Annotated in this window: 21 protein-coding genes; 13 read left to right on the top strand and 8 right to left on the bottom strand. The window is 50.4% G+C overall.

Features of this window, described 5'->3' with window-relative positions; translation table 11 throughout:
• Positions 1-131: 131 nt before the first annotated feature.
• The 4 genes from SH449x_RS17095 to SH449x_RS17110 all read left to right on the top strand — a co-directional run bounded on the left by SH449x_RS17095 (position 132) and on the right by SH449x_RS17110 (position 4,636).
• The gene (locus SH449x_RS17095) at positions 132-1,229 is read left to right on the top strand and encodes a hypothetical protein (RefSeq protein WP_482377291.1); all 1,098 of its coding nucleotides are present in this window, start codon (positions 132-134) and stop codon (positions 1,227-1,229) included.
• A 5-nt stretch (positions 1,230-1,234) separates the two neighbouring features.
• Positions 1,235-2,248 (top strand): hypothetical protein, encoded by a 1,014-nt coding sequence (locus SH449x_RS17100; RefSeq protein ID WP_482377292.1) that lies wholly within the window; start codon positions 1,235-1,237, stop codon positions 2,246-2,248.
• Between the two features lie 142 nt (positions 2,249-2,390).
• Complete coding sequence (locus tag SH449x_RS17105) at positions 2,391-3,326, top strand: hypothetical protein (protein WP_482377293.1); 936 nt, start codon at positions 2,391-2,393, stop codon at positions 3,324-3,326.
• A 26-nt stretch (positions 3,327-3,352) separates the two neighbouring features.
• The gene (locus SH449x_RS17110) at positions 3,353-4,636 is read left to right on the top strand and encodes a hypothetical protein (RefSeq protein ID WP_482377294.1); all 1,284 of its coding nucleotides are present in this window, start codon (positions 3,353-3,355) and stop codon (positions 4,634-4,636) included.
• Positions 4,637-4,699: 63 nt separating this feature from the next.
• Here the strand turns inward: SH449x_RS17110 and SH449x_RS17115 are convergent, their stop codons facing one another.
• On the bottom strand, positions 4,700-6,289 hold the full coding sequence (locus tag SH449x_RS17115) for a hypothetical protein (RefSeq protein WP_482377295.1): 1,590 nt from the start codon (positions 6,287-6,289) through the stop codon (positions 4,700-4,702).
• Positions 6,290-6,430: 141 nt separating this feature from the next.
• Between SH449x_RS17115 and SH449x_RS17120 the strand changes: the two genes are divergently transcribed.
• Positions 6,431-7,450 (top strand): triphosphoribosyl-dephospho-CoA synthase, encoded by a 1,020-nt coding sequence (locus tag SH449x_RS17120; RefSeq protein WP_482377296.1) that lies wholly within the window; start codon positions 6,431-6,433, stop codon positions 7,448-7,450.
• 117 nt (positions 7,451-7,567) lie between these two features.
• Here the strand turns inward: SH449x_RS17120 and SH449x_RS17125 are convergent, their stop codons facing one another.
• Together SH449x_RS17125 and SH449x_RS17130 are read right to left on the bottom strand one after the other, a co-directional pair.
• Positions 7,568-8,152, bottom strand: coding sequence for a Uma2 family endonuclease (locus SH449x_RS17125; RefSeq protein WP_482377297.1), 585 nt, complete (start codon positions 8,150-8,152; stop codon positions 7,568-7,570).
• A complete protein-coding gene (locus SH449x_RS17130) occupies positions 8,137-8,409 on the bottom strand; it encodes a hypothetical protein (protein ID WP_482377298.1) in 273 nt (90 codons plus the stop codon). The genes SH449x_RS17125 and SH449x_RS17130 overlap by 16 nt, the downstream gene beginning before the upstream one ends.
• Before the next feature lie 48 nt (positions 8,410-8,457).
• Here SH449x_RS17130 and SH449x_RS17135 point away from each other — a divergent pair, with 48 nt between their 5' ends.
• Together SH449x_RS17135 and hisC are read left to right on the top strand one after the other, a co-directional pair.
• A complete protein-coding gene (locus SH449x_RS17135; protein WP_482377299.1) occupies positions 8,458-9,408 on the top strand; it encodes a tetratricopeptide repeat protein in 951 nt (316 codons plus the stop codon).
• A gap of 110 nt (positions 9,409-9,518) precedes the next feature.
• Positions 9,519-10,556 carry a histidinol-phosphate transaminase gene (gene hisC / locus SH449x_RS17140; protein ID WP_482377300.1) on the top strand — a complete coding sequence of 346 codons (1,038 nt, stop codon included), beginning with the start codon at positions 9,519-9,521 and terminating at the stop codon, positions 10,554-10,556.
• 296 nt (positions 10,557-10,852) lie between these two features.
• Here the strand turns inward: hisC and SH449x_RS17145 are convergent, their stop codons facing one another.
• Positions 10,853-12,295, bottom strand: coding sequence for a glucose-6-phosphate isomerase (locus tag SH449x_RS17145; RefSeq protein WP_482377301.1), 1,443 nt, complete (start codon positions 12,293-12,295; stop codon positions 10,853-10,855).
• Between the two features lie 305 nt (positions 12,296-12,600).
• Between SH449x_RS17145 and SH449x_RS17150 the strand changes: the two genes are divergently transcribed.
• Positions 12,601-13,482, top strand: a complete 882-nt coding sequence (locus SH449x_RS17150; RefSeq protein WP_482377302.1) for a DUF1571 domain-containing protein — start codon at positions 12,601-12,603, stop codon at positions 13,480-13,482.
• Positions 13,483-13,582: 100 nt separating this feature from the next.
• Here the strand turns inward: SH449x_RS17150 and SH449x_RS17155 are convergent, their stop codons facing one another.
• On the bottom strand, positions 13,583-13,990 hold the full coding sequence (locus SH449x_RS17155) for a TspO/MBR family protein (protein WP_482377303.1): 408 nt from the start codon (positions 13,988-13,990) through the stop codon (positions 13,583-13,585).
• Between the two features lie 491 nt (positions 13,991-14,481).
• Between SH449x_RS17155 and SH449x_RS17160 the strand changes: the two genes are divergently transcribed.
• From SH449x_RS17160 to SH449x_RS17170, 3 genes are read left to right on the top strand one after another with little or no spacing between them, the layout of a single operon-like run.
• Positions 14,482-15,450 carry a DUF1559 family PulG-like putative transporter gene (locus tag SH449x_RS17160; RefSeq protein WP_482377304.1) on the top strand — a complete coding sequence of 323 codons (969 nt, stop codon included), beginning with the start codon at positions 14,482-14,484 and terminating at the stop codon, positions 15,448-15,450.
• Entirely contained in the window at positions 15,425-16,459 is a 1,035-nt protein-coding gene (locus SH449x_RS17165) for a glycosyltransferase family 2 protein (RefSeq protein WP_482377305.1), read from the top strand. The genes SH449x_RS17160 and SH449x_RS17165 overlap by 26 nt, the downstream gene beginning before the upstream one ends.
• Positions 16,456-17,688: a hypothetical protein gene (locus SH449x_RS17170; protein ID WP_482377306.1), complete on the top strand. Its 1,233-nt coding sequence runs from the start codon at positions 16,456-16,458 to the stop codon at positions 17,686-17,688. The genes SH449x_RS17165 and SH449x_RS17170 overlap by 4 nt, the downstream gene beginning before the upstream one ends.
• A 41-nt stretch (positions 17,689-17,729) precedes the next feature.
• Here the strand turns inward: SH449x_RS17170 and SH449x_RS17175 are convergent, their stop codons facing one another.
• The 3 genes from SH449x_RS17175 to SH449x_RS17185 form a co-directional block, all read right to left on the bottom strand.
• Positions 17,730-18,515: a glycosyltransferase family 2 protein gene (locus tag SH449x_RS17175; RefSeq protein WP_482377307.1), complete on the bottom strand. Its 786-nt coding sequence runs from the start codon at positions 18,513-18,515 to the stop codon at positions 17,730-17,732.
• 74 nt (positions 18,516-18,589) lie between these two features.
• On the bottom strand, positions 18,590-19,195 hold the full coding sequence (locus SH449x_RS17180; RefSeq protein WP_482377308.1) for an RNA polymerase sigma factor: 606 nt from the start codon (positions 19,193-19,195) through the stop codon (positions 18,590-18,592).
• A gap of 348 nt (positions 19,196-19,543) precedes the next feature.
• Positions 19,544-20,314 (bottom strand): hypothetical protein, encoded by a 771-nt coding sequence (locus SH449x_RS17185; protein WP_482377309.1) that lies wholly within the window; start codon positions 20,312-20,314, stop codon positions 19,544-19,546.
• A gap of 648 nt (positions 20,315-20,962) precedes the next feature.
• On the opposite strand from SH449x_RS17185, the gene SH449x_RS17190 reads away from it, so the two are divergent.
• Both SH449x_RS17190 and SH449x_RS17195 read left to right on the top strand, forming a co-directional pair.
• On the top strand, positions 20,963-21,793 hold the full coding sequence (locus SH449x_RS17190) for a DUF1573 domain-containing protein (RefSeq protein WP_482377310.1): 831 nt from the start codon (positions 20,963-20,965) through the stop codon (positions 21,791-21,793).
• Between the two features lie 68 nt (positions 21,794-21,861).
• A complete protein-coding gene (locus tag SH449x_RS17195) occupies positions 21,862-22,413 on the top strand; it encodes a cysteine peptidase family C39 domain-containing protein (RefSeq protein WP_482377311.1) in 552 nt (183 codons plus the stop codon).
• Positions 22,414-23,040: the final 627 nt, after the last annotated feature.

Below are 23,040 nucleotides of genomic sequence, written 5' to 3' on the forward strand. Positions count from 1 at the left end.
GATTCGGAGTATGTGCCCTGCAAGCCATTGAAGGGTTCGGCAATCCCAGGGCATGCAGTCTGACACTTATATGAAAATTTGGATGGTCACTTGCGACCTGAACCGAGCAATACTTTGGAGATCTAGCGCTCATGGATAAAACCCGATTTGCAAGATGGATGATGAGTCTCTGTGTTTTTTTCCTTTGGCCTGGTGGCGCCTCAGGAGATGACTTTGTATCCGAGCTGTTCGAACACTGGAGGCAATACGAAGGGCTTTCCATTCGAGGGCGGGTCAAAGGAAGCTATGGGACAGATGATAACACCACCCATGTGGATAGAGAATTCGTAGTTAACATCGCGAGGACAAAACCAGGCTCGCTTCCCAAATATGAGGTTTGCTATTACGAAGACAACCCAGGTGAACCACACATCGATGCGAAGAAGATCATCATGGAGGCAGAGGCTTTCATTGATGGGGCAAGAGTGCTTTTCACACGTCATTTGATCTCTCAGAAACCGCCGGACGCGCGCCTGAGCAACTTCAATATGAATTTCTCAGGCTGTCTCACTGAAACTATTCTTGTGCTCGAGACTATTGCCACAGGATTTGATCCTCTACTTCCCTTTCAAGCCGCCGGACAGTTAAAGAGGGATACCTTCAACCCGCAAATTGAATTTCTTGGTGAGATCGAGTACCTAGGGCTACCCTGCTACCATATTCGTGTCAATTACATTGGGACGGATGGTTATTATAACGAATGGTACACGACGCGCTACCCGAGTATTCAGCCGCTCAAGTTGGTGAAAGCAAATCTTCCTGACAATATGCGAAAGCCACTTGAGCGAAGGACCGTTGTGTCGGCTAAAGATTTCGGTTCGGTCGTTATACCTACTCACGCAAAATTCGATTGGGGACTTGAAGTGTGGATTCATAGTGTAGAGCCTTTACCGGACGATCATGTTGGCATATACGACTATGACAAGCACACAGGGGTTATCCTTGCGGGGAAATACGCAGATGCGACTGCACACGGCAGTGGGCGGATTCCTATCCCAGGAAATGAAAAATTTCTTCATCACCCGTACACGGCCGAGGAGGCCGAAAAGATTCAAAAATACCTTCTCATGAATCAGCCTGGGATTATGCCAAAGTCCGATTGGCTCAACTATGCGTATTGGGCGTTTAATATCGCGGCCGTGTTTGTGATCGGACGCTATGTGTACTTGAAGATAGCGAAGAAAGCATGACTGGGATGAAAACGATATTCGTTCTGCTGAGCTTATTCGCATCTTGGGGACCAATGCTGTCTCTGGCTGTTTACCCGACTGCCGCTTTGCTGCTGTCTTGCATTGCTACGCTCGCATCATCAAGCGAGATTGATCTCGATTTGCTCAACCAAGCTAGAAAGGGATGGGCCGAAATTGAGCAAGAGGCAATGCAGATTGAAGGTAATCTACGAGTGCAGTTCAAGTATCACGCTGGTGGTAAATCACCAGGGGATCAAGTGGTCTCATTCCAGTTGAACGGTAAGCTCGAAAAGCAAATAGAAAAGTCGGAGAAAAATGGTGAGGAGACCGTCAAGCTATGGAATCGATCAGGCGTCTATGTTTTAAGAAAACCGCCAGCCGAAGATTGGACTTTGGGAGCTGTCGGTAAAGATGAACCATGGACAATTGATCGTATGACACTCACTTGTTTGGCAGGTGTTTCGATCCGAAATGCCAGACTACTTTACTTGGTAGATTCCAAAGAGCATCGAGTAACCAAAGTGAAAAAGATTGGTCCAAGCGATGTCGTTCTAGAAATCGAATACATCGGAAAAATTGCTGATCTTGATCCGAAGAAGTATCCGCCAACCCAATCAGACCGTCCACGGTTTGACAAAGCATTAATTCATCTAGACCCAAATAACAAGTTTAGGGTTATGTCTTACCGAGCCGAACGTTCGGTCAAAAACGCGTCTGTGAGCGTGGAGGTTGGCGAGACGAACAGTAGGTATGAGAACATCGATCTGCCGTACATCCCAACTGTGGTTAAGACGTCTTATGTTTCGATCGATGGCAAACAGGTTTTTACCACGATTCATGCGGAGCTGTCTTGTAAACCAGCACTAATCCCGGAGGAAGAATTCACACTCGAATTTTACGGCCTAAAGACTCCCAAACCAGCCTCAGAGATCAACTGGCGCTATGTGTCGATTCTCAGCGCTCTGGGCATCGTATTTTTCTATCTAGGTGTTCGTTTCTTTAAACGAACTAGCCTGTAGTATTGATGTAGCCGTTTGTAGGTGCGATGATGAGCTAGTTGTTAAGCCGTCAGTAAAAATCCCGGCATTCGTCTTGGCACTGTTGTCTGAGTGATTGTCGTAAGCTGGATTTGAATTCGACGTTGTTCATGGAGAGTAAGTGATGCAACTCCGATACTTTTTGTTAATGGTGTTCCTTTTCGGACTATTTCAATCCGTAGCGGTTGTTCAAGCTCAACAACCGGAATTGTCTTCGGTGTTGAAGAAATTAGACGAGCTCGAACAGACGCTTAATTCGCTTGTTTGCTCAGGACATTACAGCTTCGGGAAGCGAGTCGATTTCGAGTTTTGCGTGCGATCGGAGTTGGCAAAGCAAGTCGAGGAGGAGAAGGATGGGACCGTTGTTAGCTTGTGGAACAAGAGTGGCTATTTTGTTATCCGTCGTCCCAAAGGTGATGATTGGTCGCTTGCGGCCATGGAAAAGCCAGGCAGTAAGCAGACCAGAACGATTGCTCCGATTCTATTTGAATCACTGTCGATTGTGGAGAACAAACTGACAGAGTTACTTCGTTCCGACGACTATACCGTCTTGTCTCTCAAGCATGATCAAGGGAATCCGAAGCTAATCGAACTGAGGCTTAAGTACAATCCAGGGATGGACAGTTACGATTGGAACGCAAAGAATTCCGCGACGAAACCACCTGTATTTGACGAGGCGACTATTCTTCTGGACAGTTCATCTGGGTATCGCATCACGGAGTATCGTTTGGATCTAAGCGTCGGAGGTAGAAAGGGAAAGAAACGCGTCCGATTGGAATACGAATCCGAAGGCGATGGTAGCATTCCTATTCCAAAATCCGTGTTGCTAGAATACCTCGACGTAAATGGACATCGCCTAAACAGCGAGAAGGCCATTTGGTCCAATCTCGTTGCCGATGCGCCGCCGAAAGAGGAATTCGAGTTGGAGTTTTATGGAATCAAAACACCCGTCTTCGAAAGCGAAGACCGTATCAATTGGAGTTGGGTGTATTTCTACGCTGTCTGCGCGTTATGCTTCGTGTACGTTGGTGTCCGTTTCTTCAAACGAGCTCGCCAATAGGGCTGCTGGAACCGTGTGCAGGTGCGATGATCGGCAAGTCATTTTTTTCACTCCAAAACACTCGCCGAATCTGCCTCTGGAGCGGTGCATGTGCCATTTTGCTCGGTGGAATTATTAGCTCGATTCCTTGGATTAACTCGCATCGGTTTCAGACGGAGTGGCTACCTAAAAGCGATGATCTGCCGTTGGGTTCGGAGTATTTCTACATTGGCAAGTCTCTGGCCGAAGGACGTGGGTTTTCCTCTCCCTTTCGAGTTGCCTCGGGACCGACCGCATGGATGCCACCCGGCTTGCCCATACTCATCGGTACGCTTTACACGATTACGGGCCGCAGTGAATTCTGGACAGCCATACTATTGCATTCGTGCAGCGTCGGATGCGTCGTAGTGACGTGGCGGTGCATCTTCCGTTTCTCGATCCTAGCAGGAATTAGCCCCTTATTCACAACCATCGGGTTTTTCGTCTGCTTGTACGCCCAGTGGCAGGATGTCTTCCGGTCTACGCATGATTCTCCTTTTCTGATGTTCATGGCAGCCTGGATCCTTTTGAGTTGTTTCAGAAACGGGAACCAATCCGTCTCATCGGCCCCGACCATTCTATCAACATTGCGTTGGGGATGCTTGGGAGGTCTGACCAGCCTGCTAAGTCCCGCATTACTGGTCGCATGGTTGGTGTGCACCGCGATGTTGTATCTTCAGCGACGAAGTCACTTGGTTCTAGCCATGCTTGTGATGTTGATGATTCAGTCGCCGTGGCTCATTCGAAACTACCTATGTTTTGGCCAACTGGTTCCCATTAAATCGAATGCGGCCTTTGAAGCAGCCTTAGCGAGCAGGACGCCGACGGGAGTATTGACGCCGCTTTCTTTTTCGGGACATCCCTACGTTGATGAGCAAGAAGCGATTCGACACGTCGAACTAGGGGAAATCGAGTACATACGAGTTCGAGCTGCCGAGATGCGAGCGTCTGTTGAGGCTCGGCCGGTGTGGCTATATCAGGTGGTTCAGCGTGCTGCAGCATACCTGGCCGTTAGTACATCGTGGATATCGTCCAGCGGCCAAGCCCTCTGTTACGGAGTTCCTTTTTTCTTGTGCATGGTACATCTAGCGATGGGCAAATTTGCTCGATGGCCGATGGCATGTGTTTTGGCTGTTTGGTTTGGTTATGGGGCGGTCTACATCTTGGTATCGTATTACGAACGCTATTCAGCCCCCATGGTTCCCGTCCGTTGTTTGTGTGTCGCACTAGGTCTTCAGTCTTTATGGGACAGCCGTGGTTGCCTCTCAAGACTTGCGAGGTTCACAGCGTGAGTCGGGTGGTGGTCAACAACGGTGATCTGGTTACTTGAAAAGACGAGGCATGGGCATTCATTGTTACCTAGGCCAACGCCAGTCGACTCGGTTGTCGTAAGCCATGGTTTCGTTCACGAGTTCGAACAGATCGTTGTCGTAATTCTCTAGGTGTTCCCGAGTCTCGACCGCACGCCTGGAGTCGGTGGGAGTCGCCGATTGACCAGCGGCATCGAAATAAGCCAATACCCCAGTCACCCAATAACTGGCACGATCCTGTATAGCTGAGGTGCCCCGCCATTTTCCTGCTTCGATGGCTTGCTTGTGCAACACGCCCAATCGCTCATCGAACGTTGTGTCGAGTCGCTTTAATCGCAATTCGTACTGTTGCCAAACGCCTCTCGGTCGATTCTCCCATTCTGGATCCACTGGCCTGAGACCTGCAACCTTGTAAATCGCATCTGCGAAAACTCGAATGAGCTGGCTATCTCCTGTCCCCACTTGATGAGGCGAATTCAATAGGTTCTCTTCGCTCACGACCAGAATACTTACGCGTGGGTCATAAGTCATGTAGCGAGCGAGTAAGTCGACGTCTTTTCGTATCTCTGGCGATTGCAGTTCTGGTAGCGAACCTAAAGACTCGTCCCGGCCGAGCACGACCAGCTTGAGCCTTTGTGCGATCAACGCCTTCAGCAAATCGTGACGATAGGCGAACATCTTGCGAATTCCATCGTTGGCTTTCAAAATCGCTTCGTCACTCGCTCCTCGCCCTACGACCGTGAATTCTCGAGCCCATGTAAATTTGGTGTAATGCGGATCGATGTTGAGAGAAACGGGAGGCGTCTCAACGACGGGAAGAGTGCGTGGAAAGCGGTATCGCCAATCCTGTTCGGGCGAGAGCTGGAATGTGGAACGAACGAGCTCGTAACCCAACGGATCATAAGCCTTTAATTGTTCTCTGGTTCCGACTGGACCATGATTCCAATTATTGACTCGGTTGCAGTCAAAGTAGGCCTGGCAGATTTCGGCCCAGTACTCACCCGCATTGCTACTCGCATAGGCGTTTTGGTACAGCCCCTTATCCATCGCCACTTGATAGGTGCTGCGGAGTCGCGAAGACCAAGTCGGATCGAGTGTACGCAGCGCCCCATCAATGGTATGACAAAACTCATGAACGCCGATACTTTCGTCATCGTAGCGATCCAAAGCGAGGCTCAGCAGATTCTCCTCACCGAAACTCGTTGGCTTACCACCAGTCCCACGTACACGTTCGTTCTGAAACGCCGGGTTGGGATGATTGCGATACTCCGGCATATCCGTGTAGACCTGATCCTTGCCGATGATAATGAGATACATGCCATTCTGCTTCATCTGTGCCAGAATATCACGTCGCCCAGCCAGCATATGAGAGACAATATCGTGGGTTCTCAGCAACGCTGCGTCGTCGACCGATTCTGCTGCCACAACCGGTAATCCCTCAACATCGAGGTACTTGCGATAAAACGCCAACGCTGCGGTTCGATCTCGCTCGCGAACCAACTCAAAAAATGAATCTGGAGGTACCGTTACTGTAAGCTCTTTTGGGGAATCAGCTCTAGCGGTTGGAGGTGAGGTTGTAATGTGAATCGAAATAAAGAAGAAACAGCAACTCAACCTGAGCAATCGAACTAGCATAAAAATCCATCTCCGGATCATTGAGGATCGCACTCGTACAGCGGTCGAGTATAGTTCAAAACGCATTTCTATGCTAATTTGCTATCTTGTGGACGAATATAGGACGCGGAAGTTTAGTGGCTCTAAAGAAAGTGATTCGACTTGGTAACGACTGGTGAACTGGTTCGCAGGGCAATCGTAGCGGAATGCTCTGCTCCAAAATTGGGAAACGTCTATCCCGGTGCTGAGTTCAGCGATTTGAGCTACCCGATGTTCTGCGATGCTGCATTAGCCATGGGCAAGACGATTGACCGCATGGTCAGCATGGCTAGTACAGACGGGATCGACGGAATGGCCATCAGAGATCAGGGTGGGGGTGCTTCGCAGCCCACAGCGGCAGTTTCCACAGCGGCAGTTTGTGGTGTCGGAGACTATTGCCTTGCTATGACCCAGTCGATGATGAAGGCTGCAGGCACGAACACGAGCTTAGGAACGATCTTGTTGCTCGCACCATTGATCGTATCGAAAGAGAGAAAGATCCCTGTGGCTAGCGTTTTGGAGCAGATGACTCCGCGCGATTCTGAGTTGGTTTACCGAGCGATTCAAGAAGCCAATCCCGGTGGCATGGGCCGCACCGAGGAAATGGATGTGGCCGGGCCGGCTCCTCAGTCGTTAATGGAGGCCATGCAGTTGGCGTCACAGTATGACGATATCGCTTTACAATTCGTTACAGATTTCGAGCTAGTTCATCGATACTCGCAACGCTTGTGGGAGTTGACATCGGAAGAGAGCGAACTGCAAGCGTCACGGGTTCCACCACAGCAGCAATCTATATCGACACAGGACCATACCGTCGGGCTAGAGGGAGCCGTTCAGAGGCTGCAAGTCGAGATATTATCAGAACGTTTGGATAGTCTGATCGTCCGAAAAGTTGGGGAGACGATAGCCGAGAAAGTTCGCGAGGAGTGTCGAGAATTGAAAAAGCGAATGGACGCGGGAGAATCCTGGGCCTCGAAGTGGCGAGAAATCGACAGCTGGATGAGAAGTCAGCGAAGCGAGTCGGGTAAACAGTTAGCGAACCCCGGAACGACCGCCGATTTGATTGCTGCCTCTATCTTTATTCTGCTCCAGAATCGCAACGAAAATGCAAGTCATAGCCGGTTAGGCGAGCGGCAGAAATAAATCTACCGTAGTGGGATTCGCCAGAATTCCTTTCAGAAGTGGGAACTCTGGTGAGTTCCACTACAGCAGGTAAAAAATCATTTGCCGCTCGCCTTAGCCAAACGCTTGCCCAAGGAGTCATTGAAACAAATGTTTCAAATCAAGCTCCAACCGGCGGTCGTCCAGAGTAATTGTGAGGGATGAGTTACTGGAAATGATTTCTGGAGACTGGGATTCAGGATCTGAGAATTTATAGCGTTCGACGCAGGAGTCAGCGACATTGACGATCCAGTATTCCTGCACACCGGCTTCCCGGTAGATGCAGGCTTTGGCTCGATCTTTCTCTAACGAGGTGTCAGCGACCTCGATGATCAAACGGCACTCGATGCCACTTGGGTGCCGTGTCCGAAATGCCTCATGAACACCTTGAATGATCGCAATGTCGGGTTCAGGTTCGCTGCGCTCGGTAGTGATCGGGAGCTGGCATCGAAGCTTGAATGACTTTGGCAATTGACATTGAATCAATTCGTTCAGCATTGCGACAATAAAGCCATGAATGGGTTTTTGGTTCATTTTCTCGACGATCCATCCTTCTAGCAGTTCAACCTTGTCTTCAGGGGTTAGAACGCCCATTTCGCCAAGTCGATGATATTGCTCTACCGTAAACTTGTGAATCGGTAGTGGTGATGCGAATTGGGTCGTAAAGATCAGTTGAGTGTCCATCCGTCGTTACCTGAGTTCATGCTGGTGATTGCCACATACATCCCATTATAGCTGCTCAAAATCACGGAGTGAACTTTTACGACAATAGCTGGCAAAGTGCAGACTTTTACGGATCTTGCCCATCTTGCCTCATCTGCCTTGATCCCCAGTGGTTTAGCTTGGTATGAGCTATCCCGTTGAGAAGTGTTGATACTCATCGGCGGAACATCGGATTGCCAGGACCTTGCCCAAAGACCATCAAAAGCTCGAAAAGCCATCGCTCAAACCGTTGGTCTGATGGGTGCATGTTTGTCTGGTGTCTCGTTTTGTTGGCAACGAACTGCGTTGGTTGCGGAATACTGCGGAACCGTACCGAGAACAAACAGCTCGTCCATGCTCGGCAGCTTTCGTTGCGAGGGGCGGATGCGTTGCAGCGTGCCAGGACGCAGGATGCGGAACTACTTTTCTCGGAAGCGATCAGGCAATCCCCCTTGGACGAACGGGCCCACTGGGGATATGCGACAACCCTTTGGGACCGAGGAGATCAGACCAAGGCGATTGAGCATATGCAGACGGCGATCCGGTTGTCCGGAGACAATCCACAGTACTGGGTCCAGTTCGGAGAGATGCTCTTAGAAGTTGGCAACTTTGACGAAGCAGAAGCCGCAGCCAGCGCAGTGCTCGCCAATAACCATAAGAACGCTGCTGCATGGGCCCTGAGAGGTCAAATTCATCAAGCCAAACGCGAATGGGATGACGCGCGCAACTGCTACCATCGAGCCCTCTTAATTCAGAGCGACTACCCGCAGGTTCAATTGCAATTAGCAGAGGTCTATCGAACGCTCGGGCAGCCACAAAGATCGCTACGTGTATTGGATCGTATGGTGGATCTGCATAACACGGCCGCTCACGATCCGAACGCATTGCTTTACCGTGGGCTGGCTTTGGCGGATTTGAATCGAACCAAAGAAGCGTCTGAGACATTGGCCAAGGCCTCGGAACGTTTGCCAGCTGAGGAAGTGCAAAAGCAGTTGCAAATTGTTCACGCTCAGCACCGGATAGGGGAATTGGTCGCAGCCAGACTCACTCTCGGCCGAGTGCGATCTCACAACGCGGAAGCACCAGAAGTCGCCAGATTGCAGTCCATGCTCGACATGTCCTTTGCCCACCTGGCGGATCCGGTCAGGCCGTTGACCGAACCAAACAAGGGGGAATTCTCAACCCCAGCGTTAATGGCAACTCCCATGGACGGTTCTGATAGCTGGCTGCGGCGTTAGACGAACGGCAAAGCTTGGGTTACGATAGACCGTCGCCTGATTCCCCATGCCTGATTCCCCATCTGTGCTCCGCTAATACCAAAAACGTTTGCATCTTGGATATTTCCCACATGTTTAGGCCTGAAGTTGTCTCGATGAGCCCTTATACACCGGGCGAGCAACCGCAGACCGGCAAAGCTATCAAGCTGAACACCAACGAAAACCCTTACCCCCCTTCACCGAGGGTGGCAGAGGCGATTCTTTCCGCCACCGGGCGTCTAGAACGCTATCCCGATCCACTCGGAACTGCGTTTCGGATCGCTGCTGGACAGGTGCTGGGTGTGTCCCCTGAGATGATCCTGTGCGGCAACGGCAGCGATGATTGCTTGACGATATTAACCCGAGCTTTTGTTGGAGCCGGGCAAAAGATTCGCTTCCCCAGTCCGAGCTATGTTTTGTACCGTACGTTAGCAGAATTGCAGGGAGCTAGTTTCGAAGAAGTGCCACTGACTGCCGGTTTTCAACTGAGCTCAGAATTCTTCCGGCAGGACAAGGACTTGCGATTGGTCTACATTCCCAACCCAAATAGCCCGACCGGCACCCTGATCGGACACGACCAGATTCTCGAGCTGGCGGACACCTTGCCTTGCCCGATTGTGGTCGATGAAGCCTATGTTGATTTCGCACCAGAGAGCGCCGTTTCCCTGATTAGCAAGAACCCAAAGATCATCGTCACCAGAACGCTGAGCAAGTCCTATGCTTTGGCTGGCTTGCGATTCGGCTATCTGATTGCGAACCAAGAAATCGTATCCATGCTTCGAAAAGTCAAAGATTCGTATAACACGGATATGCTTTCCCTATCGGGAGCAACCGCAGCCGTGTCGGACCAGGCTTGGCTTCAGGAAAACGTGCAGAAGGTACTAAACACGCGAGCACGAATGAGCAACGAATTGCGCTCGCTTGGGTTTTCTGTGATCGATTCTCACGCGAACTTCGTTTGGTGCACCCACGCGAACCGCGAGGCAAAGCCTATCTATGAAGAGCTCAAGCGACGCGGAGTGTTAGTCCGTTACATGAACTACCCTGCGTGGATGGATGGATTGAGGATCAGCGTAGGGACCGATGAGCAAATTGATGCACTGTTGGTGTTGCTCAGAGATATCGTTTAGGGTGATATCGTTGGGAACTAAAGAACGCAGAGAAAACGTAGAGAACCAGTGGTGGTCGACACCGTGAACCGGTCTTCACCCTCCCAGCGAAGCGACCCGGAGGGTCGGCAATCGAGCCTTAAGCGAGATTGCCGGGGAGGGCAGGCCGCCGTCGATTTCGATCCGACCGATGCATCGCATCCCTCCCCAGCCACGCTTTTGCGGGCTGACCCTCCCCAAACGGCGTTTGGAGAGGGTGAAGTCGGTGGCGATCTCCGAGAATTGTCCGCAGGCACTGGATTATTTATCAGCTCGCTTTACTTGCGGCCGAGCAATCGGTTCATATTCTTCTTGTAGGATTCCACACCTGGCTGCCCGTAAGGATTGATGCCCATCAATCGACCCTCGACAACCGTGGCTAGCATCATCATTTGGAAAAGCTGCCCCATGTGCAACTCGTCCACGCACGGAACGTGGAGATTCGTATAAGGTCGCCCGTCCTCTTGCAAGGCTTGGTTTGTCCCCTCGATGGCTGCTTTCATGACCTCCGGAAGAGTCTTTTCCGCAATCTCATTGAGCGAGTCGGCATCGCTATCACGCGCGCCGATCGCAAGATGATCAAATCGATATTCGTCTACGATCACGTTGTTGAATACTTTGTCGCGGGCACCTTGCTGATGCTGCTGGTGGCGGGAGTGCAAGTCTCGGGTGTTGACCGTTGTTAAAGGTGTGAAGCCGAGAAGGTCTTTGCCTAAACTCTCTGCTGAAAGCTGATCGTACCACAGTCCGAACGACTCCAACGCCTTGCTCCAGACGCTCATCACACGGATGGAAACATTACGCTTCATCTCGAGAAGATGGTTAACCGCGACATGTTGCAGAACGATGTTCTCGTTCGCTGCCGCTTTGGCAAAGTGATCGGTCATGGCCGCCGCACCTTGGAGCAACTCGATCACGTTCACACCTAGGAGTGCCGTTGGTACCAAACCAACTGCGGACAAGATGGAGAATCGTCCCCCCACTCCATCGGGAACCGGGTACATGTCGGTGACACCTAGCTCAGTCGCCATCTTGTGGAGCTTGCCACCATCCCCCGTGACGGGAACCAGCAATTCAAGCAGCTTGTTGCGATCTCCTCCTGTAGACACCTCCAGGGCCGACAAGAATTGACGGAACGCTGCTGCCGTCTCGAGCGTCCCACCACTCTTGCTGATGACAACCAGGGCCCAGCGTTCGTCGATTGTGGTCGCAGGTTTATTCTTGTGTGCCCCGAGCAGATGCAAAAGGGCTTGCGAGGAATCGTTGTCAACGTTGTTCCCTTCGAAGTACATACGCGGCTTGCTGCCCCGATCGGCACGGTTCAGTTCGTTCCAATATGGTTGACAGCACGATTCCAGAATCGCCCGAGCCCCCATGTACGAGCCACCGATCCCGAGCACGACAACCCGATCAACCAGCGAGTGTATTTGGTTAGCTCGCTTAAAGAGTCTACCCAGCTCGCTTCCGGTTCGATCCGATTCGTACTCTTGCAAAAGCCGAGCTGGCATCATGACGAACCCCGCGTCCAGTGGTTCCATCGCTGCCGGGGTCGGGATCTTCTTAGCTAGCATTTCCAGCTCCGTCGACATCATCTCGTCGCGGATGGCAGCCAGCTTGGGCAGCAGTTCGTCGATCTCTTTTTGGTCGATACCATATTGGGGACCGAGAGCTCCGGTGTAGTCGAAGCGGAGTGGCTGAAGCGTGTTTTTTCGGAGTTTCATCGCAGAACCTAAGCTACTGAGAGATTGATGACTGGTTTAGTAGACTGAATTGGTATTCGTAGGATACCAATTGCCAGCAAATTGGAACATCCGTTTTTGATATAGACCGCAGGCTCGCAATATGCCTAGGATCCATCAGATTTCGGTTATAGCAACGCGCACGACACAATTCCGATGGTACCGTTTGTAAGGAGACAAGAGATTTGCCTTCACAGAACCGATCTCGAGGCTCGATACCATGGATAAGGTTTGGGACCAGGATCCAGCCAGATACGTAATGGAGTACTAAGTTAAAAATGCGAACAATGAATCAATGGCTGCGTCGGGCCGTGCTAACTACGGGTGTCGTTGGAATCTTCACCCCCTACGCTGTCTGCCAAGAAAACGGGTCCAAGCTTACCCAACCGGTAATGAGGGTTTCCAAGAACGAGGTGGTTGCTCCCGGCGCCGCTGCTGTTCCACATCCTCTCGACCCAGCGATCAATCTGGCTCATCAATCCATCGAGACGATCCAAACCGGGTTGAACGACTACACCGGAATTCTGGTCAAGCGGGAGCGGATCGGTACGACTCTGGGCGAGAACGAGTTCATGTACTTGAAAGTTCGTAACCGCAAATCGGATAACGGTCAGATCGTTGTACCGTTCAGCGTTTACCTAGCATTCCTCAAACCAGCCGCATCGAAGGGCCGCGAAGTCATCTACGTTGAGAACCGTAACAACGGTAATCTCATCGCTCACGAAGGTGGCATGAAGCGAGTACTAGGGACTCACGAACTGAGCCCAACCGGCACCCTGGCAATGGCCGGGCAACGTTATCCTCTGACCGATATCGGTATCGAAAACTTGGTTGTCAAGTTGATCGAGCGAGGCGAACGTGACAAAAAGAATGGCATGTGCAAAGTGGAATTGATTCCAGGTGCCACGGTCAGCAAGCGAGCTTGCTCGATCATTCAAGTGACCCACCCTGTCAAACAACCACACTTTGATTTCCACATCGCTCAAATCTTCATGGACGATGAGCTCAAGATTCCTGTCCGGTACGCGGCTTACGATTGGCCCAAGCGAGATGGCGATGATCTGGAAGTGATCGAGGAGTACACCTATCAGGATCTCAAGTTCAACGTCGGGCTGACCGATGCCGACTTTGATCCGAACAACAAGGATTACAACTTCCACAAGCGATAAGAATTGATCGCAGTAACAAATTACGAAAAGCGGGAGCAAGGGAGGGACGCAGAATCTCTCCCTTGCTCTTTTTTATTTCGCAATCTTTGTAATCGAACGACTACTTTCCCCAGTTCCAAATCGTGATGGTCCATTGCAATACGCTCGCGATGGAGACCCAAACAAGATAGGGAACTTGTGCAATCGCAATCCATTTCGAATGCGACCAGATTGCGACCATGCTCCAAACAATGGTCACCCAGACGATCACGATATCGATCGATGCCAACGGAAGATTTCTCAAACCGAACTGAATCGGCGTGAAGATCAAATTGGCGACCAAGTTCAGGATGAACGGCAACGCGACCATCCAACTCAGTTTACCCCGTATGGCTTGTACGATCACATAAACAAAGGTGAGCAGAATCACCGGATAGAGAATCTGCCATATCAGGCCGATCGTACTCGGCTGTGGTGTCCAACTCGGCTTGTCTAGCGAGTTATACCAATCGACCCATGGAACTTCCATTTGTGGTGGCTTTCTAAGATGAAGTGCATTTCGCCGCGATTCGTGAAACACGCAGTCCTGTCAACTTAATCTGATGGGACACCCACTGTCGAGGGGAAACGAGATTCGTATGGCTTCACCATGCCCCGGTTGTCTCGGCAGCAAATTTGGCTCCGTCCATTTTGTCTAGCCCGTATTGTCTAGCCCGTATTGTCTGGCCCGTATTGTCTGGCCCGTATTGTCTGGCCCGTATTGTCTGGCCCGTATTGTCTGGCCCGTATTGTCTGGCCCGTAGGGAGCAATACGTGGGGGCACGGAGCAAACTGGTAAGCTTGAAAAGCGATTGGGAAAGCTTTTTTTCGAGAAATGCAAAAATCTCGAAAATTTGTTGTCCACTTCGCCAGGAAAAGTTGCATACAACATTATCGGGATCGGAGTTTGTCCTTTTTTGTTGCCCATTGCCTACTTTTGATCTGCCACACTCGAGATGGCGTGTTTTTTCTAGCCTCACCATGCATGCCTTATATTTCCCTCGAAGCAGAGTCTCGCTACCCAGTCGTGAGCGTATCAATTACGGCTTTACCTTAGTGGAATTGTTGGTGGTCATTGCGATTATCGGCGTTCTCGTTGGCCTATTGCTGCCAGCCGTACAGATGGCGAGGGAAGCTGCCAGGAGGATCTCGTGCGCGAACAATCTAAAGCAAATTGGACTAGCTTTGCACACTTACGAGGGGAGCTTTCGCATGCTACCGATTAGCATTGGCCCCTGGGCAGACGGTCGACCGACTCGCCAGCGCAACGGGAAAGGCTGGATCGTTAGCATATTGCCCCAACTCGAGCAATCTGCCATCTACGAACAGCTCAGTGTAGGATTTAATGGGGACTTCTTCTCCGGTCAGGGGATGTTCGATCCACGTTTGAGAACAACACTTCAGTTAATCCCCAGCTCGTTACGCTGTCCGTCCGATTCCTCGGCCAGCGAGCTTACCACACGACAGCCGGAGTTCTTGGGAATTCCCGTCGGCGTCACCAGCTACCAAGGCGTTCTCGGCGATATCCAACTAGGTGGCACCAGGAGTCGACATATTGGCACGTTGCCAGATGTCCATAACCTGGCGAACTGCAATGGACTGTTTTTTCGATTGAGCTATCAGAATCCGCAACGGTTCGCAGCGGTGACAGACGGGCTTAGTCACACGTTTATGGTAGGAGAAGGGGTCCCTGCTCACAATAGTCGCTCAATGGCTTACTATGCAAACGGAGATTGGGCGTCGTGCCATGCACCCCCCAATTACTTTCCGAAACCGGCGACCCCGGATGTGTGGGAGGATGTACAGGGGTTCAGAAGCCGACACCCAGGCGGAGTACATTTTGTCATGGCAGATGGTTCGGTGAAATTCATATCGGAAAACATCGAGCACCGCATCTATCGCGGTCAGGCGACCAAGGCGGGCCATGAAATTATCATCTCTCAAGACTAAGGGGTCCTTGACGCCCCCCGTCAATATAAGCGTGCCCCCCAGCGCCTCCAGTCCCGAGCTCATGAGCCCCACAACCTTAAGTGTTGTGATTCCATGCTATAACGAAGCGGATTGCATTATTGGTACACTGGAGGAACTCTGGGCGAAGTTACAGGTGGTGCAATCGGTCGTACCATTCCAATATGAAGTGATTCTGGTGGATGACGGTAGCACAGATGAAACATGGCAACTCATTCAACAAGCGTGCGCCATTAGAGTTTGTATCAAGGGAATTCGGCTGCGAGGTAACACGGGGCAACAAGCTGCCCTATTATGCGGCTACACACACGCACTTGGTGATTGGGTTCTAACGCTAGACGCAGACCTCCAGGATCCACCAGAGGTATTAACCGAGATGTTTCGTGCAACACGTGACGGAGCCCAAATCGTCATCGGACGAAGACGATCGCGTAACGTGGATACTTGGTTAAAGCGATTAACAGCATTTGGATTTTATCGGAGCATGCGACTTCTCGGCATCAATGAAGAAACCATGCAAGCTGGAGATTTTCGGCTGATGTCTCGGATGGCTGTGCTGGATTTGGTGAGAACTTCGAACCAGCCCCTCTTTCATCGATTCAAGGTTTTTGAGTTAGGGTATCCCATCGTAGCTGTAGAGTATGATAGGCGAGCTCGCACGGCGGGAGAGACGAAGTACTCCTATCGTAAAATGATCGCTTTGAGTCTTCAAGCTGCCTGGAGTCAGCCACGGACGCGCCGTCGAATGGGGCGTTTATGCCTCCTTTCGCAAACGCTATTCAGCATTTTGTTCGTCGTCACATTTTGCTTAGACTGGGATATCCGCACTTGGGTTGTACTAGGAAGTTTGCAACTTATGACGCTAGCGTTGTTTTTAATCCCGTCGGTTTGCTTTATGTGGGAGCGACTAGAGAATGCGCCGTGCTTTCATGTGGCCGAGCGATGTCAAAGCCCAGATAGGGATCGCAATGAAAAGGAAACGGTGGAGTGAAACTTTCCGAACTTGTGAGTTCCAATCGCTATTACCTAGGTGAGTGGTTGCTCCCCTTTATGGTGTTCGCATGGTCGGGCATGCTCGTTTTTACAGCCATCGATTTTTCGATGTCAGTCGTTACCCTTTGCACCGCGCATCCAGATCACCTCAGTCGAGTCGATCTGCCATCCGCTATGGCTGCTTGGGATGGCCGCTGGCAAGTCGATATCATACGTCATGGGTATCAGAAAAAGATCAACTGGCAAGATTTAAATCCCGCCGCTTTCCCGCCACTCTATCCTTTGATTAGCAGCGTCTTATGCAAGTTTGGGTTGCGAGAAGAGACCGCCCTTTTGTTGGTTTCTAACATTTCTTTCTTAGGATTTTTAGCTGTTTTTTATTGCTACTGTCGAGAGCGTGGCGCCACGAAACGCTGGGCAACGATCGGCATCGCATGTGTGGCATTTTCGCCATTCAGCTACTTCTTTCGCATGGCTTACACCGAGTCTCTGTTTTGTCTCTTGGCCGCGTGCTTGCTCCTAGGGGTACAGCAACGTTGGAATCCATGGGTGTTGACGGCAATTGTTGCATGTGCTGGTGCGACTCGGGTCGTCGGGGTAACGCTGATTCCTTTGTTGGGGATTTCAACGTTTCTTTACTATGCTGGGCATCGTTTCCGGTATTTAACGACGGGTGTCATTAGTTTGATGGGCTGTGTGGGCTTTGTTGCTTTTATGGTGCATTTGCATTTTATGCAAGGCAACGCCTTGGCCATGTTTGAAGCACAAAGAGGATGGACTATACGAACAGAAGATTCTTTCTTAGAGCAGATTATACATGCGGTATCGGGACAGCCGTTATGGGACGCTTATCAGAGCGATTGCCGATGCTACTGGGGGAATAGTCCGCCGAGAGATTTACCGCTGTTCAACATGCAGTTTTGGAATCCCATCGTTCTCGTGTCATGTGGCGGTTTGATGGTGATGGGGTGGCGGTTTGGCGTGCTGAGATGGTTCGAGCTACTGTACTGTTTCGTCGTGATTGGCGTTCCATACTTCACGCAAGGCTATAGGATTTGCTTACATTCTCAGTCACGGTATGCGTTGGCCGCTTTCCCGTTGGCTTTGGTTGTGATCTGGAGTTTAAGACGATTTGACCAGTCGGCGGTTTGGATACTATTGACGTTGAATGCGATATTACTTTTTGGCAACACGGCGATGTTTATCGGTTGGTATTTCAACTACTAAGCCGTAAAAATGCCTCGCCGAGTCGGAAGCTGGGCGACCGTCTATTTCCTCACCGTGGGTAGAGTCATGGCTTTGCTCATCCTTTGCGATTCAGAACGTACGCCCACTAGGGAATGAGACACAATCCTTCCATCAACTTTTCCGCCTGGCTTCCAGCGTCTCCATTTCCAAAGCGTGTGAAGAGCTTTCGGGCCGTGCATTGCTGTCAGTTTTTTGCCCTCTTTTGAGGATCGTGGATGATACTCAATTGGAATCTGCTGAATCTGTATTCCGGACTTCATCAGTTTAGCAGTGATTTCCACGCAACCTTCGAACCCTGTCGATTGCAAATTAAATGATGTCATCAATTGTCTCGGCAGTAGTTTATAACAAGTCGCGTGGTCTCTCACGAATCGGCGATATACGATCCAAAACGCGATGTCGATGAACAATACACCAGACGCAAAAAGCCAGCGGGATGGTTTGTTCCAGTAACTCGGACGTCGTCCATAAACAACCGATGCTGAGTCCTCTGCTGCTGCCAATAGTCGAACGATATCCTCTGGTTCGTATTCCAAATCGGCATCCTGGAACAAAACCCAATTTCCAACTGCCGCGTCCAGCCCACTGCGAACCGCCGCCGTCTTGCCTCCGTTCTGCTCTCGCAGAATGAATTCGAACTTCATCCGGTTCGCTGCATCTTGGAGGATCCCACGAGTTCCATCCGTGGAACCGTCGTCGACCACGATGATCTGCCAATCAGGTTGTCGAACTTGCATGAGTCGTTCAAGGAGCAAGCAAATGGTCCGCTCCTCGTTGAAGGCAGGTACAATGACTGAAAGCTTCATTTTTGTTCTCCGTCTTGCGACTCCAAACTATCAGAATGGGCACGGAACTGACCGTCGATACGCACCGCTATAGATCATCGAAATAAAAAGTTTTCGAAGTGAATGATCGAAACGGCCAATATTCGTCGAATACTTCTTGGAGAACGCTGATAGGCTGAGGCGATTTCTTCGACCGATTCGCCTCGTAGTTTTCGGAGTATCAGATCTCGTGTTTTCGATCTCGAGAGACAATTAAAAGCGACGTAGAATGCATCTTGAACATCGATTTCATCTTGGTCGTGTCCTGTTTGGCGACTGCGAGTTAGCTCGGCGTAGAGAAGCGGTAAAGGTACGCACCTCTGCCTTTTTTGCCTTCCGTTATGCTTGCCTCGATTGATCCCTTGTTCGAATATCAAGCGACAGATAACTGCCTGAATAAGCTCATGACTAATATTTCTCCACCGATTGCACGACTTTGCGAACGAGCAGAGCGTTTGCCACAAGACCAGCATGACCTCTTGAGCAAGATCTTCTTCGTATTGCTCACAACGATCCTGCCGGCCAAGCTGACGTCGGCAGCTTCGCCTCACATCGTCGATGTAAAGATTATAGATCTCGTCGAATCCGCCAGGGTCGTCGAGTCGAATCCGCTCCAATGTAGGGCTCAGGTCTTGATCATGGGTTGGAGAGAGAGCAGACATGGGCTTGTCCTCTTTAGGGCTTAAGGGTCGTGTTTCCAGTCCACGGATCCGTTAGAACGAGTCTCAATCGTTCCAGAAGTTTCAATGGAGTTTAAAACCGCCTTAAACCCCTGTCAACAGGGCTTCGTTTTGTTTTCCGGTGAATACTGTTTAGGAATTTCTACGGATTTTTGACGCACGCGGCCTTTAGCTGCAAAAACAACGCGCGATGCGAGCAACAAAGAGCCATCAAGGCGGAAGCGGAAGGGGGAATGACTCAAGAAATTCTCTGACAAAAAAAATCAGTGATGTGTGAACAGCGTTTTCAAGTACTTCCAGTCCACAGGAAGTTTTGTGTGGCATAACGTCTTAGAAGCGACCGAGTCGGTCTTGGACGAAAACAGTCGCTTTGTCGGAATCTGCACCTTCCACAACTATGCCATTCTCGAGCGAGAATACGGCTGGGCTGCTGAAAAACGGTTCGGCACCGTGCCAGTCGATTCGTTGATCCGAATGATTCCACGACACTTGATCGAACCAGATATGCCACTGCCCATTCTGAGAGACCAACATCGCGATTCTCTCGTTTTTCCGATAGCTTGTAGGATCTGTGAAATAGGTTTGAACCAGTTCACGGCAATGAGCACAATCCTCGCGCACCAGTAAAACAAGCCATCGCCCTTGCTCCAAATCGGCGAACGCCGCATGATGCTGTTTCGTGAGAGGCCATTCCTTTCCTAGCATCGAATCGGCCAATAGAAACTGCAACGGGTCGTCCGTTCGAGCACTGGTCGCACTGAGTGTCAAGCCAACTGATAACACGACTGCCGCAGTCGTCGAATATCCGAGCGCCCTCGGCAACCGATTCTGTGGAGTGCTGGGGCATGGTCTCGGCGGGAATAGTCCACCGAGTAACAGAATTATCAAATCAAGAGGCAGCGTGACATTCGATCCGATCTTGGAACCAAAGCAATTGCAGTCTTGGCCGGTCCACAGCGAATAGCTCGCGAAGCAAGCCAATAGGGCAAAGAAAACCATCGCGACGCGCCACGACCAAAGAGCGGGCCCCACAAGAATAAAGACTCCCGCGAACGTTTCTGTGGCAACGGCAACAACTAGCAGCCACCAGGAGCTAAGCAATCCACCGGATAGTTAAGAGCTGGGGAGCCCATAGAACTTTTGCGATTGCAGCAACGATGAGTAGAGTACCCGGCAGAATACGTACTATTTTCCACATCTAGAAAATTTTCCCGATTGAGTTGTTTGATTCGCTCACGGCTCCTCACGCCTCGATAAGAGTAGAGCCAGCTCCTCAAGCTGACAAGACAAAAGGGTACCACGGATCAGGGGTGTTCCGTTTCTCGTGCGTAGCAGGACTCGCAAGAGTTCTGTTTCTCGGTTTCCAAAGTGCGTAGAGGCGAACATCTAACGTCAGGAGTCTCTGTGCAATCTGTGCCTCTGTGTTTCAAAAAATGTCTAGAAAAATTTCCCGTAAGAAAAGGCATCGCGAAAAGCGGTTTTTCCAACAGAAAAGCAGGGTTTTGGAGCGCAGGCCGCAGAAGAATGGAGGACACAGTGAAAAAATCTTCCCAGATTTCTTGTCGCGATCGAGCAAAAAAGTTGCATTACTACCTCAGAGGGTCTGTTTAACGAAAAACTCGGGGCGAGAAATGGTGCTCAGGTTTTCTGATTTATTGAGAGTCTGAGAATGCTGTGTTAATCGAAGGAACAGGTGTTCGTCACGAAATTCCCCATCAGTTGCTCATTAATTTTACAAAGTGTTTTGCAATGTCACTGTTAGACTTTTCCAAACGAATGAGCTGCTTTGGAATCTGTAGCATTTCGTTGCTTGGTTGTTCGGAATCCCTTTCCATTGGGCATTCGAACTGGAATTCACGCAATTCGTCTGTAGCTACAAACCGCATCGTAGAGCACGATTTCGGTTTCATTGTTGCAGGCAGTAACGTCCATCACACGTTCGAAATCACAAACGATACCAATGAAACTTGGACGATAGTCGAGACTAGGAGTGACTGTACTTGTACGGTTGCCAAGCTTGCAAAAAATGTCATTCCTCCCAACGAGACACTGGAAATTGTTGTTGGTTTCAACGCCCCCGATAGTCCATCCAACGATGTGCGCAAGGTCGGATTTTTCTTGGAAAAGAAGTCCAGCGATCCCATTCTTTTGCTGGTTAAAGCCCGGGTCAGAAAAAAGCTCAACGTATCCTCGGTTGACCTCGGGGTGCATTCGGTTGGCACAGGGGAGCGGCGCCCTGTTTTCTTCGATGTTGAAAATTTCTCAAAGGAAAGCTGGGATGGCATCAATATCGAGTCCGATTGTCGATGGTTTAGCGGTACTGCTACGCAAGCGGATTTGGCTTATCAGGAAGATGGGCCTGTTCAGCGATGGCGTGTGACTTGCCAAATCGATGCTGCCGATGTGGAGCACGGTGACCATCGAGGAAGGGTGATTATCTCGGGAGGCGGTTTGCGAGAAGAGGTACCAATTGTTATGAGGGTTATTTCGCCTGTCGTTGCCATTCCCGCTCAGGTGTTTTTCGGCTCCGTCGATCAGTTGAGCTTACCTGTCTACGCATTTGCTAACGATACAAGATGAGACAGTATCTCCTTTTAGTCCTAACCATTTTCTTGCCCTTCGCTGTACTGGGCGCCCAAGGCAATAAAATGGACGATGAGCCTGGGGGACCTATTCCCTATGCCGATTTTATCTGTGGCCCCCGTTGCGTCCGCGAGGTGTTGACACATTTCGACATTCCATCAGACGTGATCGATTTAGCACGAGAAATGCAATGGCCCAAACTCGAAGCCGGAGCATCACTCGAACGAATCAAGGAAACCCTAGAGTCGCGTGGTCTGTTCACACATGCATTGAATTTGAAGCCGAATCAGTCAATCGAGTGGCCTTATCCGGTAATTTTTCATTTGAATGTTGGTGGTGCCAAAATTGGGCATTTCCAGGTTCTCTGTCCTCGCGACGACGGATGGCTCGAAGTAAAGGACGGACTGCGCGGTAGTTCACGTATGAGCCATTACGATTGGGCTGGATACCGTTCTGGGGCAGTTTTGTTGGTGTCATCGAAACCCATTGAGGAGCCAGACACGGCAATTAAAACGCTACCAAACCGAATGAGTATCATGGGAGTTGCGATCACCTTGGGCGGAACTCTAATGCTTTTTTTCCTTGTACCCAGGGTATGGATAAAAAAATCATGTTGAGAAAAATGGGAATTGTTTCGGGGGCAATGGCAGTGCTGGTTGGGCTAGCGATCTTGAGTTCGCAGTACGGTCAACCACGTATCATCGCTACGGAACTAGAGTTGAGGGAAATTGTAGGTGGTGGTAGTGGATGTAAGGTAGACAGATCAGTCCATGACTATTTGTGTAACCATCAAAACGAGACAGGCTGTAAACAAACTAGCTGTAGTGCAGTGGGCAAGCCGTGTTCGGTAAGGGAGTTAACGATCAAGAATTCCGAGGGATGGAACGACGACTGTGATCTGGCTGATGAGGGTAAAAATTCTTGCTCGAAACAAGACATTTATTGTAAGGTTTTGCAACATTGCAGTTCGTGCGAAGAGTACACAAATGAAAATAATCAAACGTATCTTGGATGTTCGGTTAGGAAATCCTTTGACCTAGGAAAACAATCTCATTACACCGCGACGGGGGCCGATTGCCTGTGATTAGGAAAAAGCGTTGAGATTTTTTCTGAAAGCGACTGGAAGAAGAGGACCTTCTGGTCGCTCGCACTAGATCACCAATTTATTGTTGTTAGAATTGCAATCTGTTTCTGTCATATCGTCAGGTGTGTGCCATCCGTGCCCCAAAATCGTGGTTTGTAAA

Source organism: Brakhagea baltica (assembly GCF_052161605.1).
Classification (GTDB): Bacteria; Planctomycetota; Planctomycetia; order Pirellulales; family Pirellulaceae; genus JBKCUI01.